The sequence below is a fragment of the Oricola thermophila genome, assembly GCF_013358405.1.
In the GTDB taxonomy this organism is placed as follows: domain Bacteria; phylum Pseudomonadota; class Alphaproteobacteria; order Rhizobiales; family Rhizobiaceae; genus Oricola; species Oricola thermophila.
Genome location: NZ_CP054836.1, coordinates 361,324 through 378,018, shown reverse-complemented (window position 1 = coordinate 378,018; position 16,695 = coordinate 361,324). Strand labels below are relative to the sequence as shown.

Sequence of the window (16,695 nt, the reverse complement as noted above, 5' to 3'; positions counted from 1 at the left end):
ATTATTCCCCGGACGCACCGGGCGAGGCTCCGGTCGCGTTCTTGAAATACCGGAAGAACTCCGAGTTCGGCGACAGGACCATCGTCGTGTCGGAGTTTTCGAGCGCCTTCTGATAGGCCGCCATCGACCGGTAGAATTCGAAGAACTCCGGATCGCGGTTGAAGGCGTCGGCGAATATGCGGTTTCGTTCCGCATCGCCCCGGCCCCGGATGATCTCTGCCTCGCGCTGTGCCTCGGACACGATCTCGATGACCTGGCGATCGGCGATGGCGCGGATGCGCCGGGCAGCCTCGCGACCGCGCGCACGGATGCGTTCGGCCTCGGCGAGGCGTTCCGCCCGCATGCGGTCGAAGGTCTGCTGCGACACTTCTGCCGTCAGGTCGGTGCGCACGATACGCACGTCCAGCACGGTAAGACCCAGCGACTGGGCGTCGTCGCGCACGAGGTCCCGCACTTCCTCCATCATCTCGACGCGTTCTTCCGACAGCGCCGCCTCGAAGGAGCGCAGGCCATAAACGCGGCGGAGCGCGGCGTCGAAGCGCGTGCGCAGGCGCGACTTTGCAGAGTCCAGGTCGCCGGAGACCGTTTCGCGGAAGCGGCGCGCATCCGTGATCTTGAAAGTCAGGAAGCCGTCGACCTCGTAGAAGCGGCCGCCCGAAACCTGCACCGGCGGCTGGTCGGTGAGGTCAAGGCGAAGCACCCGGTCCTCGATGATCTGGACCGTATCGAAACCGGCGAAGGCGAACGGCGCCTTGAAGTAGAGGCCGGGCTCGGTCTTCACATCCTGTATTTCACCGAAGCGGAGCACGATCGCCTGCTGTCGCTCGTTGACCACGAAGATCGAGGCATAGACCGCCATGAGCACGACAGCGACCAGGATGCCGAGAATTGTCAGTCGATTGCTATTCATCACTGTGCGTCTCCCGTCGACGTGGTCGTGCGGCGGTTCTGGACTTCGGGCAGCGGCAGGTATGGCACGACGCCCTGCCCGCCTCCGCCCTCGTCCAGAATGACCTTGTTCGAATCGGCGAGCACGCTTTCCATCGTTTCCAGGTACAGGCGCTTGCGCGTCACGTCCGGAGCCAGCCGGTACTGTTCGTAGATGGAGATGAAACGCTGCGCCTCACCTTCGGCTTCCTGCACGACGCGCGTCGCATAGGCGGATGCATCCTCGAGTATCTGTGCGGCCTCGCCTCGCGCCTCGCCGAGGACCTTGTTCGAGTACTGGTTCGCTTCCTCGCGGAACTGGTCCTCGTTCTGCTCGGCGCGCTGGACCTCCTCGAACGCGTCCGCCACTTCGCGCGGCGGTGCCGCGTCCTCGATGGAGACCGTGTTGACCTGGATGCCCGCGCCGTAGCCGTCGAGCGTCTGCTGCATCGACGCGCGCACATCGGTCGCGATACCTGCACGGTCGTCGCGGAACACGTCCTGGGCCGGACGGCGGCCGACGATCTCGCGCATCGCGCTCTCGGCGACCTGGCGCACCATGTCGTCCGGAGATTCTACGTTGAACAGGTAGGACGCCGGATCGACGACCGAGTAGAGCACGGCGAACTGCACGTCGACGATGTTCTGGTCGCCGGACAGCATCAGACCCGTGCCGCCCTTTCCGATGGCGACCTGCTTCTCGACGATCGGCACCTTCTCGACGGTCTCAACCGGCCAGAAATGGAAATGCAGGCCGGGCGTGGACAGTTCCGCCTTCGGCTTTCCGAACAGCAGTTCGACCGCGCGCTCGTCGGTATCGACCTGGTAGAACGCCTGCAGGCCATACAGCACCAGCAGGCCGATCCCGATCAGGCCGAACAGCGCAGGGCTGAATCCGCCACCGCCGGGCATGGCCCGCTTCAGCCGATCCTGTCCCCTCTTGATGATCTCCTCGAGATCGGGCGGCTGGCCGCCGCCACCGCGCTGCGGACCGCGCGGTCCCGACGGTCCTTGGCCCCATGGGCCACCGCCATTGTTACCTCCGCCGCCCCAAGGGCCGCCGCCACCATTCTGATTGCTCCAGGGCATTCATTTCCTCTCAAATGGCAAATACCGCCGGACTACGCATCCGGCGGCGCTTCATATCTCTTTATAGGAACGCGTCTCCGCGCTTTCAACGCGCAACGTGGCGATTCGCACGTTTGTTCGGCCGCCATGCCTTCCGGGATATTTACGACACTGGCCGTTCCGGGAACAAGCGGACCTGTGAACGATACTCGTGATATCTCCGGAAACTTGCGCAAGAGGTTGCGTTTGCATGAGTTTTATTCACTAATGTCCGCCCTGCGGCCGCTGTCCGTCCGGGCTGGTCGGCCGGCTTTTGCAATTCCGGGAGGAACATATGGTCAATTTGGTACGACGCAAGATTCTGGCTGCGGTGGCGACGCTTTCGGTGGCTGCCACGGCGGGCTTCGGCGCCCATGCGCAGGAACCCAAGAACTACATTCTCGCCACCGCCTCGACCGGCGGCACCTACTACCCCGTCGGCGTTGCCATCGCGACGCTCACCAAGGTCAAGTTGGAACCGACCCACAAGATCGGCATGTCCGCCATCTCGTCGGCAGGATCGGGCGAGAACGTCAAGCTGATCCGCGATAAGGAAGCCCAGTTCGCCATCCTGCAGGGTCTCTACGGCTACTACGCACGGACGGGCACCGGCCCGGTGGAGGCCGACGGCCCGCAGGAGCACCTGCGTTCGGTCTCGATGCTGTGGCAGAATGTCGAGCATTTCGTCATCGCCAGCGACAAGGCTAAGACCGGCACCATTGAGGACATGGTGGCTCTCAAGGGCGAAGCCATGGCGCTCGGCTCGCAGAATTCGGGAACGATCGGCTCCAACCGTACGATCCTGGCCGGCTTCGGCATCGACATCGACAATGATTACGAGCTCGTCTACGGCGGCTACGGCCCGAGCGCCGAAGCGGTGCAGAACGGCAAGGCCGTGGGCATGGGCACGCCGGCTGGCGTTCCGGTTTCCGCAGTCACACAACTATTCTCTTCGGCCGGCGACAAGGTGACGCTGCTTGGCTTCACGCCGGAACAGATCGACAAGGCCAATTCGGGCAAGGACCTTTGGACCGAATACCTCATTCCGGCGGGCACCTATCCCGGCCTCGACAAGGACGTGATCACCATCGCGCAGCCGAACTTCCTGGCCACACACGCCGACATTCCGGAGGATGACGTATACCAGATCACCCGGACCATGTACGAGAACCTGCCTTTCCTGCAGGCGATCCATCCGGCCACGAAGGCGATGGCGCTCGAGAAGGCGATTGCCGGGCTTCCCGTTCCGCTGCATCCGGGCGCGGCGCGCTTCTACAAGGAGCAGGGGATCGAGATTCCCGATAACCTGATGGCGCAGTAGAGGCCGGCATAGCCCGGGTCCTTTTCGCTTCATGCCCGCCGGGGGCCCCTCCCCCGGCGGCAACTTCGGAAACACCGGTCCTGCCAGCATCATCACTTCCGCGACCAGGCCCAACGACGGGGGCAAGTCCATGCGCGCCGAGACCCTGACGCAAACCCGCCTGCCGGGGCTCCAACGCCGTGGCCTGGGCATGGCTTCCCTGATCGTGGCCGTCGGCATCTCGCTGGCCCACATCTGGATGAACACCGTCGGCAACGTGTCGACACTGGCCCAGAACGGCTTTCACTTCGCCGGCTTCGTCCTGCTGTGCGTCCTCGTCTCGCCCTTCGCCGAGGCCGACTGGGCGCGCACCCGTCTCGCTCGGATCGTCGACATCGCCTTTGGCGCGTCCGTCGCGGCTGCCGCGCTCTACGTGATCAATGCGGAGAACGCGATTTATGATCGCGGCGTGCGCCTGGTCTGGTCCGACTGGCTCGCCGGCGTGCTCTGCATCCTGGGGGTGCTCGAATTCACCCGCCGCACCACCGGGTTCATCATCCCGGTTCTGGTCGTGCTGGCGCTGTCCTATGTCACATGGTGGGGGCAATACGTGCCCGGCGTGTTCCGTTTCGGCGGACTGCATGTCGAAACGATTCTCTTTCGCGCCCTCTATGGCGACGACGCCATGTTCGGCACCATTGCACGTATTTCGTCCACTTACGTCTTCATGTTCATCCTCTTCGGCGCCTTCCTTCTGAAGTCGGGCGCAGGAGATTTCATCGTCGACGTATCGCGCGCCGTCGCCGGACGGATGACCGGCGGTCCGGGCTTCGTCGCCGTGCTGTCGAGCGGGCTGACCGGCACGATTTCCGGTTCCGCCATCGCCAACACGGCGTCAACCGGCGTCATCACCATCCCGCTGATGAAGCGCGCCGGCTTCCCGGCCACGTTTGCCGGCGGCGTAGAGGCGGCCGCGTCCACCGGCGGCCAGCTCATGCCACCGATCATGGGGGCCGGCGCCTTCGTCATGGCGAGTTTCACCCAGATCCCCTACACCACCATCGTCGCAGTCTCGGTCCTGCCGGCGATTCTCTATTTCCTGACCGTCGCCTTCTTCGTCCGCATCGAGGCGAAGCGGTCCCACGCCACGGCGCTGGCCGACAGCGACGGCCCGGCCCTGTGGACTGTGTTCCGCAACGGCGGCCCGTCCTTCATCATCCCCGTCGCGCTGCTGATCGTTCTGCTCGTTCGTGGCTACACGCCGACCTACGCCGCCGGCTATGCCATCATCGCCTGCGTCGTCGCCTCCTGGCTGACGCCGAACCGCATGGGACCGGGCCGCATCATCGAGGCACTGGAACTGGGTGCCCGCAACATGATCATGACGGCCATCCTGCTTTGCGGGGTTGGCCTGATTGTAAATGTCATCACCACGGCGGGAATCGGCAACACCTTCTCGCTCATGATCGCCACATGGTCTCAGGGATCGCTCCTCTTCGCGCTCGTTCTGATCGCGCTTGCCTCGCTGGTCCTCGGCATGGGGCTGCCGGTGACCGCAGCCTATATCGTGCTCGGCACCCTGTCGGCCCCTGCGCTCTACCAACTGATCCTGCAGTCGCAGCTCGCCGAGATGCTCGCCGCCGGGCAATTGCCTGAGACCGCCAAGGCGATCTTCATGCTGGCCGCCCCGGACAAGCTTGCCGCGCTCGCCGCGCCGATGCCGCTCGAGGAGGCACGGGCGATGATCTCCGCCCTGCCGCTTGAAAGCCTGTCGCTGCTGTTCGACCAGGCATTCCAGCCGGAAGTCCTCGCCGTGGCGCTTCTGTCGGCGCACATGATCATCTTCTGGTTGAGCCAGGATTCCAACGTCACGCCGCCGGTCTGCCTCGCCGCTTTCACCGGTGCGGCCATCGCGGGCAGTCCACCGATGAAGACCGGTTTCGCGGCTTGGAAGATAGCCAAGGGGCTGTATTTCGTGCCGCTGCTGTTCGCCTACACGCCTTTCCTCTCCGGCGACTGGCCTCAGATGCTGGAAATTTTCTTCTTCGCGGCCTTTGGCCTGTGGGCCGTCGCCGCGGCGATAGAAGGCTATTGGGAAAACCGCATGAACCTTGCAGAACGCCTGGTTGCGCTGGCCGTAGGCGCCGCGCTGATGTGGCCCGCGGCACTTTGGATCAACATCGCCGCGCTGGCAGGCTTCGCCGCCGTGTTCGGGTGGAACATCGCGAAGAAGCGCGTGCGCACCGAGCCGGCCTGAGCGCAACCGCCCGCCGGTCTCCCGGCGGACGACAGGTCTCGGGAGAATGGAGACTACACGTTTTCGAGGATGATGTGCCCGACGGCGGTGTTCGACGCCGGTACATGGTAGTGACGGTGAATCTCCTTCACCTCGTCGTTCAGGGCGCCGCGCATGACGTGCCACATCACCATTTCGACGCCCTCGGAACCTGCCTCGCGCAAATATTCCACATGCGGCATCTTTGACAGGCCGACGGGATCCTCGGTCAGCATATCGAGGAAACGCTTGTCCCATTCGGGATTGATCAGGCCGGCGCGCTTGTATTGAAGCTGGTGGCTCATGCCGCCCGTACCGAACACCATGACGTTCAGATCCTCGTCATAGCTCTCGATAGCCTTGCGCACCGCCTTGCCGAGATTGAAGCATCGGTTGCCGGTCGGCGCGGGGTATTGCACGACATTGACGGCGAGCGGGATGACCAGTGACGGCCACTCGTCGTCCGGGCCATGTTCGCCGAACATCACCGACAGCGGCACGGTCAGGCCGTGATCGACCTCCATCTCGTTCATGATGGTGATGTCGAACTCGTCGAGGATCAGCGACTGCGCGATATGGCTGGCCAGCTTCTGGTGGTTCTTCACCACCGGGACCGGGCGCGGACCCCACCCCTCGTCGGCCGGCTGGAACTCTGCGGCGCAACCGAGCGCAAAGGTCGGGATGCAGGATGCGTCGAACGCCGTGCAGTGGTCGTTGTAGACGAGGAAGATCACGTCGGGCGTGTTTTCCTTCATCCATTCGCGCGATTTCTTGAAACCGTCGAAGACCGGCTTCCAGTAGGGCTGGTCGGTGATGCCGGTGTCCATCGCCACGCCGATTGCGGGCACGTGGGAGCAGCCGACGCCTGCGGTGATACGGGCCATTATTCTTCCTCTCCCCATTCGGATTTGTATCGGTTGCCCTCGATCGGGCGTCCGCCCTTGAGCATCATTTCGCGATAGGCCTCGACGCCCATGCCGGTCATCAGCCCGGCCAGGTTCTGGAAATTGATGCCGTCGAAGGCGGCCAGTTTCGAGGTGTAGTAGATGTTCCCGCCCAGCTCGAGCAGCCGGTTCCAGTCACGATCGAGCACCGCCTGACGCTGCTCCGGCGTCATCGGATACTTGTCGAGATACCCTTCCGGATCGGCCTTGAAGGCGTCCCGGTTCTTCTGCTTGCCGAGCGATATGCAGAACTGGTTCAGGTGATATCCTTCCCGGGACCGGTCCGCGTCGAACACGAAGGTGCCGGGGATATCCTCGTAATCCTTTTTCATGCCCAAGGGCTGTCTCCTTTTCCTCCTGGTTCGGGCAAAGAAACCGGTCTTCCCGGAATGTCACGCGATCCGGCGCCCGGCTGGGCACCGCCCGCTTATGGTGCTTCAATAATGCATAATATGGCCATTGGAATGACCCCGGTCTCAAAATGAAAGACTCGAGCAAAGAATTTATACGCCCCGAAACACCGCTGGCGCGCGCTACGCTTGCCGCTCGTAGGTGACGAAACGCATGGCGTGGCTGTCATTTTCGCCCGCCGGACAATCCTCTTCGGCGACCGCCTTCCACGCATCCGGATCGATTGCCGGAAAATGCGTGTCTCCATCCACCTCAGCCTCGACATGCGTCACGTGGAGCATGTCGGCCATGTCGATCGCCTGGGCATAGATTTCGCCACCGCCGATTACGAATATCTCGTCGGCCAACGGTGCGTCCGGATCTTCGGGATCCGGCTCGGCGCTTTCGAGATAGGCCGTCGCGAACTCCACGGCCGCGTCGAGCGACCCGACGCGCACGACACCCTCGCCTGTCCAGTCGTAATTGCGGGTCACAACGATGTTCAGCCGGCCGGGAAGCGGCTTGCCGATGCTTTCGAAAGTCCGACGCCCCATGATGACCGGCGCGCCCATGGTCAACCGCTTGAAGCGCTTCAGATCCGACGAAAGACGCCACGGCATGTCGCCGTCGCGGCCGATCACGCCGTTCCGCGCGACAGCGACCACCAGGGATATGACGGGTTGAAAGTTGCTCATGTCATCGTCCTCCCGTGATGCGGAAACCGGGTGCCGTTTTCCGGGCTGGCCCGGCGGAGCGGCAGATCGTGCGCGGAAATGTGCATTGTTGACCGGTGGCAGGGAGTGTCGATCGCCAATCCTTGCGAGGATCCGGCAGCGGTTGCAACCCCGAAGCTCTCCCTGCCACGTTTCGCCGACAACTTTTCCATGAGCAGCACCGCGAAGATGCCGCACTAGTCCTCGCTGTCCTTCAGGCAACCGCCCTTGTCAGGCTCTCGACCATCGGATCGACAAGAGACGCATTCCGGTCCTCCCTGACCACGACCCAGGCGGGAAGTTCGAATTCCGGCGTGCCGGGCACGACGAACAGGGAGCGATCGGACAGCTGCGCCTCGACCAGGCGGCGGGGGAAATAGCCGCAGCCGCCGTTTCTCGCCAGGAGCTGCAGCCCCAGCCAGCCGATATTGACCGTCACGGCAGGCCCCGGGAATTCCGGAAAGCTCGCATTGAACTGGTTGTCGAACTCGGCGCCCCAGTCGACATGGACATAGGCTTCGGGCCGCAGGCTGCGATCGGCCTCGGATGTGACCATGACAAGGCGCTCGTCGAGCAGGGGGCGCATGACCAGATTGGGTCGGCGCTGCGGGGTGTACATGACGCCGATATCGATGCGTCCCTCGACCAGTCCCTGCATGAGATCGGGCTCGAACCCGATTTCCGCGCGAAAGGAAACGGAAGGATACTCGGTTGACAACGAGGCGAACCAATCGACCATCACCCCGTCCCACAGGCCCATTCGTCCGCCGATGACCACCCGGCTGCGAAATTTTTTCGGGAGGCCGATATCCTGGCGCGCCCGTTCCATCGTCCGCACGAGCTGGCCGGCGTGTTTGAGGAAGCGTCCGCCTGAATTCGTCAGCACCGCACCGGATCGGTTGCGCACGAACAGCTGCGCCCCGAGCGTCTTTTCCAGCGCGCTGATCCGGGCGCTGACCGTCGACTGTGTCACGTGCAATCGCTCGGCCGCGGCGACAAAGCTGCCGGTATCGGCAACGGCGAGAAAGGTCCTGGCGTGTTCGATGTTCATGGCGCGATCTATCAATCGGATTTGTCGATATGATATCGCATTTAATTTCGCTTTCCCAATTCAATGTCGGACGCGACAATGCCGTGCAGATGCAAGCGATCCTCTCCCGAGGAGGAGAAAATGCGAACCGACGTGTCCCCCGGAGAAATTGTCGACCTGATCTGCTGGTCCGGTTTCGAGCCGGCGCCGCGCCTCTCTGGCTGCGTGGGCGCATTGCTGCCGCCGATCCGCGAACTCGAGGCCGTTTTCGGTACGGCGACACTTGTCTATGCGCTTGCCGCGATTCTTGCCGAGTTGGCCCTCGAATGCGACGACAATGCGCGCGCCGCGCTGTTGCTGCGCAATTGTGCGCGCATAGTGGAGATAGAGACATCCCGCGACCGGTCGACGGCCGAGAGCGCCGGGTCCCGGGCAAACGAAGGAATGGCACAATGAACGAAGGGACATTTTCATCGCCTCCCTGCTTTGCCCATGAGCTCCAGCAGGGACCGAACGGCTACGAGATGGTGGACGAACGGACGGCAACGGATGTTGCCCGCTGGCGCAAGGCGGAGCGCGAACGCCTGATCGCTGCGCGCCTCGCCGTCCCCATGGAGGAGCGCATCGCCACCGCACAGAAAATCATCGAGGCTCTAGACGGACTGACGGCTGCCTATTCGCGTCCGGCAGTCGCTCTCTACTGGCCGTTCCGGGGCGAGCCGGACCTTCGCGGCTGGATGGTTGCGCTCCACGGGCAAGGTGCCCGCGTCGCGCTGCCCGTCGTCGTCGCGAAGGGACGGCCTCTCGTTTTCCGCGAATGGCATCCCGAATGCCGAATGGAACGCGGCATCTGGAACATTCCCGTACCGGCCGAGGATCGACGGCTGGTTCCCGATATCGTGGTCTCGCCCGTTGTCGGCGCAGACCGCGATGGATACCGCCTCGGCTATGGCGGCGGGTACTACGATCGCACACTTGCGAGCCTGCCCGTCAGGCCGATGACGGTCGGGGTTGGTCACCCCTCGGCGGAGATCGACACGATCTTCCCGCAGCCGCACGACATCCCCTTCGACCGGATGATCCTCGAAGGCAGGCAATGGGAAAGGAAGTGACGGCGCGAATTCGCACGAAGCGGGCCTATCGTGCCGCGCGCGTCTCCGACGGGCGGCGCATTCTCGTCGACCGTATCTGGCCCCGCGGCATGACGCAGGACCGCCTGCGGATCGCGGAATGGGCGAAGGAGATCGCGCCGAGCGACGAACTTCGGCGATGGTTCGGGCACGACCCCGCAAAGTGGGACCGGTTTCGCGCATCCTATTTTCGCGAACTGGACGGGATGCCGGACGAGATATCTCGCATTCTCGGGCTACTTGATGAAGGCCCGATCACGCTGGTCTACGGCGCGAAAAACGAGATGCACAATAACGCCGTGGCACTTGCGGAATATCTCGAAGAGAAGATGAGGGAACAGGAAACCGCTGCCGGACGGTCGGGACACCCTTCCTGCTTCCTGCGCCCGTGGGAAGCCGCGCCTCAAGCATCCTCCGGCACCGATGCCCACGGCAGAGCTTTCGGCCGTGCCCGCCATAATCGCTGACCATGCATCCGCCCCGCGTATCGGGAAGGGCTAGACGGCCACCGGGGCCTTGATATGGGGGTGCGGGTCGTAGCCCGTGAACTCGAAATCCTCGAATGTGAAATCGGTGATCTCGTTTGCCTTGCGCTTGATCGCCAGCTTCGGCAGGGCGCGCGGCTCTCGCGCAAGCTGCGTTTCCGCCTGCTCGAAATGGTTGGAATAGAGATGCGCGTCGCCCAGCGTGTGAACGAAATCTCCAGCCTCATAGCCCGTCAGTTCTGCCAGCATGTGCGTCAGCAGCGCGTAGGAGGCGATGTTGAACGGCACACCGAGGAAGATGTCCGCGGAGCGCTGGTAGAGCTGGCAGGACAATTTGCCGTCTGCGACGTAGAACTGGAAAAGGCAGTGACACGGCGGCAGCGCCATTTCGTCGACAAGCGCCGGGTTCCATGCCGAGACGATGTGCCGGCGCGAGAACGGGTTCTTCCGGATCCCATCGACCAGCTTCCCGATCTGGTCGACATGCCGCCCGTCCGGCGCAGGCCACGAGCGCCACTGGTAGCCATAGACCGGCCCCAGGTCGCCGTTCTCGTCGGCCCACTCGTCCCATATGGAAACGCCGTTCTCCTTCAGCCAGGCGATGTTCGTGTCACCGCGCAGGAACCACAGAAGCTCGTATATGATCGAACGGATGTGCAGCTTTTTCGTCGTGAGCAGCGGAAAACCATCCGCTAGATCGAAGCGCATCTGGTAACCGAACACCGAACGGGTGCCGGTCCCGGTCCGGTCGCCCCGGTCGGTTCCGTTCTCCAGCACATGGCGCATCAGGTCGAGATATTGTCGCATGAGGTCAGATGACACGATTCCTGCACGCGCGTCCACGCGGCCCAACGCTTGTTCCGGGAGAAAATGCTTGCGCCGCCGGTGCCGGAAGAACCGGCGCGGCCGGACTACAGCTCGCCGAGCTTGCCCATGTACTTTGCGACCAGGTAGTAGAATGTGACGCGGTTCTTGTTGCGATCGCCGCTCATTTCCTCGCATACGCGGGCAATCACCTCGTCGGCCCCGGCCTGGTTGGTTGAGCCGAGCTTCTTCTCGCACCATTTCTCGCGCACCCGTGCAAGCTCGCTCGGGTCGGAGCACGAAACCAGCGACGAGTCGCGGCTCCGCAATGCGATACCCAGATGCTTGACGATCTTGTCGACCACGCCGGCATCCGCGCCGGGGTCGTAACGCTTCACATCATCGAGATAATCGCTCATTGCCTGTTCCTTCGTTCGCGACATGCCGGAAATGCCGGCCCGGTCGACTGCGCTGCGCCCCATCGGCGAAACTGTCCGGGACGCCCCCGGCAAAGTCAAGTTGACCCTTTGAATTCCCGGCCGAAAGGCACTATATTCGCCGTGCCGGGAAACCGGCTATGGCAATAAACTGGCGATGCAATAAGCCAATCGGACCCGGGGGCGGTACCCGGCGCCTCCACCACAAACGGCCGCAAGGGGCCGGTTGTGATGGGGGCGAAACAGGATCGACGATGGTGTAAAGATCGTTCTTTTGCCCGGCATGATACCGCCGTTATCGGGTCACCTTAATAGTTGCAAACGACAACTATGCAGAGGCACGTCTCGCTGCCTAACGGCGGTGCGACAGCTTCACTGAAACTCCTGGCGGGTATGCTCTGCTAGGCGGGGTTCGGAGGCACCTGGCAACAGAAGCCTCCACTTATCTCTCCTTTCCCGTCAATTCCACTGTTCGGCCTGCGCCAAGCCCCTTGACCTGTCGGCGGGAAAAAAGCACATCATGGGCCGATGCAAGTTGAAGGGCCGAAAAGCCGATGACCGAAGACATGATCCGCTATGACATTCTGGTGCAGGATGCTCTGCGCGGTGTGATCCGCAAGGTGTTGTCGGAAGTCGCGAAGACCGGTCTGCCCGGAAACCACCATTTCTTCATCACTTTCGTCACCAACGCGCCCGGCGTGAAGGTTTCGAACCGCATGCGCGAACAATATCCGGAACAGATGACGATCGTGCTCCAGCACCAGTTCTGGGATCTCGAGGTTTCCGATACGGCGTTCGATGTGGGCCTGTCCTTTTCCGACGTTCCCGAAAAACTGCATGTGCCCTTCGCCGCGATTCGCGGTTTCTACGATCCATCGGTGAATTTCGAGCTGGAATTCGACGTCGAGAATGCCGACGCCTCCGCTCCCGTGCAGGATGAACCGGCCGAGGAGGAAGTCGAGGAAAGCGCCGAGCCGGCCAGCCTCCCCTCCGCGCCCCGCAAAAAGGCCGGGAAGGACGAGGCCGCGACGGCAAAGGAAGAGGCGGAAGTGCCGGCCGGCGGCGCCGATGTCGTTTCGCTCGACTCCTTCAGGAAGAACAAGTAGCCCGCCCGGCGCGAGCCCCATGGCCGTCCGCAAGCACTCGGTCACGATTTCGGGTCATCGCACCTCGTTTTCCATTGAGGACGAGTTTCACGCCCGGTTGAAGGAATCCGCTGCGCGCAAGGGCATCTCCCTCGCCGCGCTTGTCGCCGCCATCGACAAGGCCAAGCCGCGCGATTCCAACCTGTCGTCGGCCCTTCGCGTACATGTCCTGAACGAGGCCCTCTCAGGCCGTGCCGCTTCGTCTCACTGAAGCGGGGCTAGTTCCTGCCGGATGACCGGCTGCGGCAGGAACTCGTTGAGTCTCTCGATCTCCAGTCGGGGCGACTCGGGCGTGTCCCGTCCAGCCTCGGGCAGTTCCCCCTCATCCTCCGCCGCGACACCGGGTGCCGGTGTGGCTTGCGCTCCACCCCGCAGCCGCTCCTCCTCGGCCAGTTGCCGCGCCTCCTCCGCGGCTGCTTCCTCGCGCAGGCGCTTGGCCCGTTCCTCCTCCAGCCGGCGCAGCCGTTGCTCCTCCATGAGTTCGATGCGCGAACGCTTGCGGTAGCTGTAGAGCTGCACCTCCCTGCGCAAGCGCTGCTTTTCCAGCAGCCGGGCCTGCAATGCCTCGACGCGTGCCTGTTCCTTCTCGAGCGCACGCTGGGTCAGGTAACCGGTAACGGCGCTGAAATCACTCGTCGTCTCGAATACGCCGTCTCCCGTGCTCTCGAATTCGAGCGCGATTTCCGGCTGCGGCCCGGCGACGGCCTCCGCGCCCGGATCGAACGACAGCCGCACCTGGCCGTCGATCGTGCCGGTCGCCAACGCAAGATTGACGTCCGCGGTCACCGACAGGTCGCCCGCCTTCGCCGTCGCGTTTGCCATGCGGACGATACCGCCAGTCACGGCCAGAGGATGCTCGACCGGCGGCAGTTCGGCCTTTCCAGAAAGAAACGCCTCTTCGGCGATTTCGCGCATCTTCTCCAATGTGATCTCGTAGCCGATTGCGTCGGCCCGCGCGATCATGCCCTCGAATCCGTCCGCATTCGGGCCGCTGATTGCGAGCGGCCCGGTCGACAGCACGCCCGATCCGCGCAACGACGAAACCAGCGCCGCCGCGGATCGCCCGTTGCCGGTCAGTTGCAGGTCAAAATCCGTTGTGCCGTTGACGAACGGTTCCACGATCGGCAGCAGCGCGGCCACCGCGACTTCGTCGCCGGAAAGCTGCGCGTTGATCGCGACCTCGCCATCCAGGTTCTGCATGTCGAGCGAGCCACCGATGGAGCCGCCGCCGAAACCGGCCTTCAACCCGGCAACTCCCATCGCCCCGTCGCGATAGGTCAGCTTCGCGGACACCTCCCGAAGCGTGGCGGCACCAAGCGGCAACGTTACCTCCCCGGCCTTGATCCCCAGTTCGACATCATGGCCGGCAAGCACCGGCGAACCGAACTCGCGCACCATTGCCGCGTCGCCCTCGCCAGCCAGCAGCGCCGACGCGGCGTCGCCGGTGACGATGGCATAAAGCTGACCGGCATCCAGGTATTCGAATGCGAGATCGCCGCGCACGACCGGCATCTCGCCGGTGGCGTCGACGGTCAGGTCGCCAGTGACCTTGTTGCCATTCAGCACCAGCTGCATCTCCCGCAGGTCCGCCTTTCCGGCACGCCACGAGAGCGCCGCCGAGAAATCGGTCTCCGCCCCGAGCCCCATGCCCGGCAGGCTGTAGCCCAGTGACGTCAGCCAGGGTTCGATGTCGCCGCTTTCGACCGTGGCGCGTCCGGTAAACCCGGCCGTAAGAACGTCGGACGTCGTGATGCCCGTGAGCCCCACAAGCAGGTTGTCGCCATCGATTGTCACGGTCGTGCTCATGCCGTCGAACAGGCTGCCGTTGAAAACCGCAATGGCTCGCAGCGCCCCGGCACTGTCGAGGGAGAACGTTTCCAGCCCGAACTGCTGCAGCAGCCGCTCGCCCTCTTCGTTCTCGAGCGAGGCCCGCATCATCAGCTTCGCCTCTTCCGGCTGTGCCGCGTCCCCGGTCGCCGTGCTGGTCAGCGTCAGCTCGGTACCCCCGGTAACGCCGGATACGCTGAGACTCGCTTCGCCCGCCGTTCCCTCGCCACGCAATGCGGTGCCGACCACGTCCAGCCGGGTGTCGGAAAAGACCGTGGCATTCCGCGAAGCGATCGCATCGAGCTTCCTGAGCGCGGAATTGCCGGGAAAGCGCTTCGCCAGGCCGGCAACCAGTCGCGCGCCGTCGCCGGCGACCACGGTTGCGTCGACGACCGTATGCAGCCCGTCTGGCTTCCGCTCCAGGCTTGCGGTCGCCGAGATGGCCGCGCCGTACAGGCCGATCGCCGACAGCCGGTCGATCTCGGTGCGCGCGCCGCGCGAACGGATCGCCGCGGACAGGCGTTCGAGCCGCATGCCGCGGATATCCGGGTCAGTCAGGTCCAGGGTTACGTCGAGGTCATGCCCGGAAAAGCGGCTCGCCCCGCCTTCCCCCACGAAGACCGCGGCCAACGCCTCGAGCGTTTCATAGTCGATGGCCTCGCCGGCGAGCCGGACATCGAGCGTGGGTCGCCGCGACGGGTCGGACATGCGCTCGATTTCACCCTTCATCCGCGCCGGCCCCAGGATTACCTCGAGCTTGTCGATGCGCTGGCGCAACGGTGTCAGTTCCACCTGTGCGGCGAAGCCGGCATTGGCGAGTCGGCGGATCGGTTCGTCGGCACTGCCGGTCAGCCAGGTCGCCAGGCCGGATGGCTGGCGCGAGGCGACCAGAAGATTGCCGGTGAAAGCCGTATGGCTGTCCGGGTCGCCGGCCAGAGGCAATTGCAGCACACCGTCGGCTTCCACCGTCGTTCGGCCAGGCAGCTGCGCGGAGAATTGCGAAACCTTCCAGCGTCGCCGCGCCGCAGCGCCATCGCTGCCGTCCGGCGAGGCGGCGAGCCGGATGTCGCGGATGGTGGTGTCCCCGGCAACAATTGCCGGCAGATCGATGTCCAGGCTTCCCGGTATCGGCGGCAGCGGCAGGCGGGCGAGCGTCGCCTGCAGTCCGGCAAGCCGCTCGGCGAACGAGGACGACACTGTGTCGCCTGCGCCGCCGATCGCTTCGGCCCCGTCGTCGAAAGTCACCTGTGTACCGCGGATCGCGACATGGTAGCCGGGATCCGTGCCCCCGCTGATTCCGGCGCTCCCCGTGACAACATACGGATCCTCCACCGGTCCGAATTCGGCGCGGTACTCCGCCACCTCGAACGATCGTGGCGACGCGGAGAAATCGCCCTCGACCACATAGCGGCTCTCCCGCGTCGCCTCGAGGGGCCGCATCGTGAACGTGCCCGTGTAGGGCGCGCCGCCCTCCGTTTCCGGCTCCGCGACGCGGCCGTCGACCGACAGCTCGATGCCCTGCGCAGGCAGGTCGATTGCGGTGCGCAGCGAAAAACCGTCCTTGGAAAGCGTACCGGAACTGACCCGGAATCCGAGTTGCGTGCCGTTCAGCAATGCGTCGCCGGTAATGCGCAGCGGCCCGTACAGGCTTTCCGCGGAGACCGTGGCGTCGAGTCCCTCCATTCGCCATGTGCGGTTCGCCACCCTGTCCTTGAGCACCAGTGTCGCGTTGCTGATCCTCGCATTTTCCAGCGTCACCTTCGCGGGGCTGACAATGCCGTCCTTCGGCAGCGACCACTCCGGCAGCCCGCGCTCGTCAAGTTCGAGCGAGATCGTTGCGTTCTCCAGCCGCATGTCGAAGATCAGGATTTCCCCGGACAGGAACGGCGCCAGCTCGGCATCCATGGAGAACCGGTCGGCAACGACCAGCGGCTGCTCGTCCTCGCCCACCCGAACGTCCTCGAAAGTCACGGAAGGGAACGGCAGCAGCCGCGCCGTCGCATCGCCCGCGACGGTGACCTTCTGGCCCAGGATGCGCGTTGCCTCGCGCTCGAACTCGGTGCGGTACTCGCTCCAGTTGATGAAATAGGGCGCGACAAGAGCCGCAATCAGCGCAAGGGCGACAATACCGCCGATTATGACAAACAGCCGTGTCAGATCACTGCTCCGTCCAAGGCGACA

At 63.9% G+C, this 16,695-nt stretch carries 16 protein-coding genes and 1 other RNA gene; 8 read left to right on the top strand and 9 right to left on the bottom strand.

Features of this window, described 5'->3' with window-relative positions; translation table 11 throughout:
• Position 1: 1 nt before the first annotated feature.
• Complete coding sequence (gene hflC, locus HTY61_RS01685) at positions 2-910, bottom strand: protease modulator HflC (RefSeq protein WP_175275160.1); 909 nt, start codon at positions 908-910, stop codon at positions 2-4.
• Positions 910-2,016 (bottom strand): FtsH protease activity modulator HflK, encoded by a 1,107-nt coding sequence (gene hflK / locus HTY61_RS01680; protein ID WP_175275159.1) that lies wholly within the window; start codon positions 2,014-2,016, stop codon positions 910-912. Before hflK ends, hflC begins: the two co-directional genes overlap by 1 nt.
• A 313-nt stretch (positions 2,017-2,329) precedes the next feature.
• Here hflK and HTY61_RS01675 point away from each other — a divergent pair, with 313 nt between their 5' ends.
• On the top strand, positions 2,330-3,355 hold the full coding sequence (locus tag HTY61_RS01675) for a TAXI family TRAP transporter solute-binding subunit (protein ID WP_175275158.1): 1,026 nt from the start codon (positions 2,330-2,332) through the stop codon (positions 3,353-3,355).
• 130 nt (positions 3,356-3,485) lie between these two features.
• Entirely contained in the window at positions 3,486-5,591 is a 2,106-nt protein-coding gene (locus HTY61_RS01670; RefSeq protein WP_175275157.1) for a TRAP transporter permease, read from the top strand.
• A gap of 53 nt (positions 5,592-5,644) precedes the next feature.
• Here the strand turns inward: HTY61_RS01670 and HTY61_RS01665 are convergent, their stop codons facing one another.
• The 4 genes from HTY61_RS01665 to HTY61_RS01650 form a co-directional block, all read right to left on the bottom strand.
• Positions 5,645-6,493, bottom strand: a complete 849-nt coding sequence (locus HTY61_RS01665) for a class III extradiol dioxygenase subunit beta (RefSeq protein WP_175275156.1) — start codon at positions 6,491-6,493, stop codon at positions 5,645-5,647.
• Positions 6,493-6,885 (bottom strand): protocatechuate 4,5-dioxygenase subunit alpha, encoded by a 393-nt coding sequence (gene ligA, locus HTY61_RS01660; RefSeq protein WP_246272892.1) that lies wholly within the window; start codon positions 6,883-6,885, stop codon positions 6,493-6,495. Before ligA ends, HTY61_RS01665 begins: the two co-directional genes overlap by 1 nt.
• Positions 6,886-7,086: 201 nt before the next feature.
• Positions 7,087-7,638, bottom strand: a complete 552-nt coding sequence (locus HTY61_RS01655) for a dihydrofolate reductase (protein WP_175275154.1) — start codon at positions 7,636-7,638, stop codon at positions 7,087-7,089.
• A 232-nt stretch (positions 7,639-7,870) separates the two neighbouring features.
• On the bottom strand, positions 7,871-8,707 hold the full coding sequence (locus HTY61_RS01650) for a LysR family transcriptional regulator (protein ID WP_175275153.1): 837 nt from the start codon (positions 8,705-8,707) through the stop codon (positions 7,871-7,873).
• Positions 8,708-8,827: 120 nt separating this feature from the next.
• Between HTY61_RS01650 and HTY61_RS01645 the strand changes: the two genes are divergently transcribed.
• Genes HTY61_RS01645 through HTY61_RS01635 form a run of 3 tightly spaced genes read left to right on the top strand, consistent with a single transcriptional unit; the run spans position 8,828 to position 10,283 of the window.
• Complete coding sequence (locus tag HTY61_RS01645) at positions 8,828-9,142, top strand: hypothetical protein (protein WP_175275152.1); 315 nt, start codon at positions 8,828-8,830, stop codon at positions 9,140-9,142.
• The gene (locus tag HTY61_RS01640; RefSeq protein WP_175275151.1) at positions 9,139-9,798 is read left to right on the top strand and encodes a 5-formyltetrahydrofolate cyclo-ligase; all 660 of its coding nucleotides are present in this window, start codon (positions 9,139-9,141) and stop codon (positions 9,796-9,798) included. Before HTY61_RS01645 ends, HTY61_RS01640 begins: the two co-directional genes overlap by 4 nt.
• Entirely contained in the window at positions 9,795-10,283 is a 489-nt protein-coding gene (locus HTY61_RS01635) for a DUF488 domain-containing protein (protein WP_343045204.1), read from the top strand. Before HTY61_RS01640 ends, HTY61_RS01635 begins: the two co-directional genes overlap by 4 nt.
• Before the next feature lie 30 nt (positions 10,284-10,313).
• On the opposite strand, the gene HTY61_RS01630 is transcribed toward HTY61_RS01635, so the two are convergent.
• Positions 10,314-11,108 (bottom strand): thymidylate synthase, encoded by a 795-nt coding sequence (locus tag HTY61_RS01630; RefSeq protein WP_175278373.1) that lies wholly within the window; start codon positions 11,106-11,108, stop codon positions 10,314-10,316.
• Between the two features lie 104 nt (positions 11,109-11,212).
• Positions 11,213-11,524 (bottom strand): DUF2853 family protein, encoded by a 312-nt coding sequence (locus HTY61_RS01625; protein WP_175278372.1) that lies wholly within the window; start codon positions 11,522-11,524, stop codon positions 11,213-11,215.
• A gap of 104 nt (positions 11,525-11,628) precedes the next feature.
• On the opposite strand from HTY61_RS01625, the gene ssrA reads away from it, so the two are divergent.
• From ssrA to HTY61_RS01610, 3 genes are all read left to right on the top strand, one after another.
• Positions 11,629-11,985: a transfer-messenger RNA gene (gene ssrA, locus HTY61_RS01620) on the top strand.
• A 111-nt stretch (positions 11,986-12,096) separates the two neighbouring features.
• Positions 12,097-12,648: an SspB family protein gene (locus tag HTY61_RS01615; RefSeq protein WP_175275149.1), complete on the top strand. Its 552-nt coding sequence runs from the start codon at positions 12,097-12,099 to the stop codon at positions 12,646-12,648.
• 19 nt (positions 12,649-12,667) lie between these two features.
• Positions 12,668-12,898 (top strand): ribbon-helix-helix domain-containing protein, encoded by a 231-nt coding sequence (locus tag HTY61_RS01610; RefSeq protein ID WP_175275148.1) that lies wholly within the window; start codon positions 12,668-12,670, stop codon positions 12,896-12,898.
• Here HTY61_RS01610 and HTY61_RS01605 read toward each other — a convergent pair.
• A complete protein-coding gene (locus tag HTY61_RS01605) occupies positions 12,892-16,623 on the bottom strand; it encodes an AsmA family protein (protein WP_246272988.1) in 3,732 nt (1,243 codons plus the stop codon). The genes HTY61_RS01610 and HTY61_RS01605 overlap by 7 nt on opposite strands.
• Positions 16,624-16,695: the final 72 nt, after the last annotated feature.

What these genes read in the sequence shown, in the direction of transcription:
- HTY61_RS01655 (WP_175275154.1), bottom strand. Translation starts at nt 7,638, where the DNA reads ATGAGCAACTTTCAACCCGTCATATCCCTGGTGGTCGCTGTCGCGCGG.
- HTY61_RS01615 (WP_175275149.1), top strand. Translation starts at nt 12,097, where the DNA reads ATGACCGAAGACATGATCCGCTATGACATTCTGGTGCAGGATGCTCTG.
- HTY61_RS01645 (WP_175275152.1), top strand. Translation starts at nt 8,828, where the DNA reads ATGCGAACCGACGTGTCCCCCGGAGAAATTGTCGACCTGATCTGCTGG.
- HTY61_RS01640 (WP_175275151.1), top strand. Translation starts at nt 9,139, where the DNA reads ATGAACGAAGGGACATTTTCATCGCCTCCCTGCTTTGCCCATGAGCTC.
- HTY61_RS01625 (WP_175278372.1), bottom strand. Translation starts at nt 11,524, where the DNA reads ATGAGCGATTATCTCGATGATGTGAAGCGTTACGACCCCGGCGCGGAT.
- HTY61_RS01630 (WP_175278373.1), bottom strand. Translation starts at nt 11,108, where the DNA reads ATGCGACAATATCTCGACCTGATGCGCCATGTGCTGGAGAACGGAACC.
- HTY61_RS01665 (WP_175275156.1), bottom strand. Translation starts at nt 6,493, where the DNA reads ATGGCCCGTATCACCGCAGGCGTCGGCTGCTCCCACGTGCCCGCAATC.
- ligA (WP_246272892.1), bottom strand. Translation starts at nt 6,885, where the DNA reads ATGAAAAAGGATTACGAGGATATCCCCGGCACCTTCGTGTTCGACGCG.
- HTY61_RS01650 (WP_175275153.1), bottom strand. Translation starts at nt 8,707, where the DNA reads ATGAACATCGAACACGCCAGGACCTTTCTCGCCGTTGCCGATACCGGC.
- HTY61_RS01670 (WP_175275157.1), top strand. Translation starts at nt 3,486, where the DNA reads ATGCGCGCCGAGACCCTGACGCAAACCCGCCTGCCGGGGCTCCAACGC.
- HTY61_RS01610 (WP_175275148.1), top strand. Translation starts at nt 12,668, where the DNA reads ATGGCCGTCCGCAAGCACTCGGTCACGATTTCGGGTCATCGCACCTCG.
- hflK (WP_175275159.1), bottom strand. Translation starts at nt 2,016, where the DNA reads ATGCCCTGGAGCAATCAGAATGGTGGCGGCGGCCCTTGGGGCGGCGGA.
- HTY61_RS01675 (WP_175275158.1), top strand. Translation starts at nt 2,330, where the DNA reads ATGGTCAATTTGGTACGACGCAAGATTCTGGCTGCGGTGGCGACGCTT.
- hflC (WP_175275160.1), bottom strand. Translation starts at nt 910, where the DNA reads ATGAATAGCAATCGACTGACAATTCTCGGCATCCTGGTCGCTGTCGTG.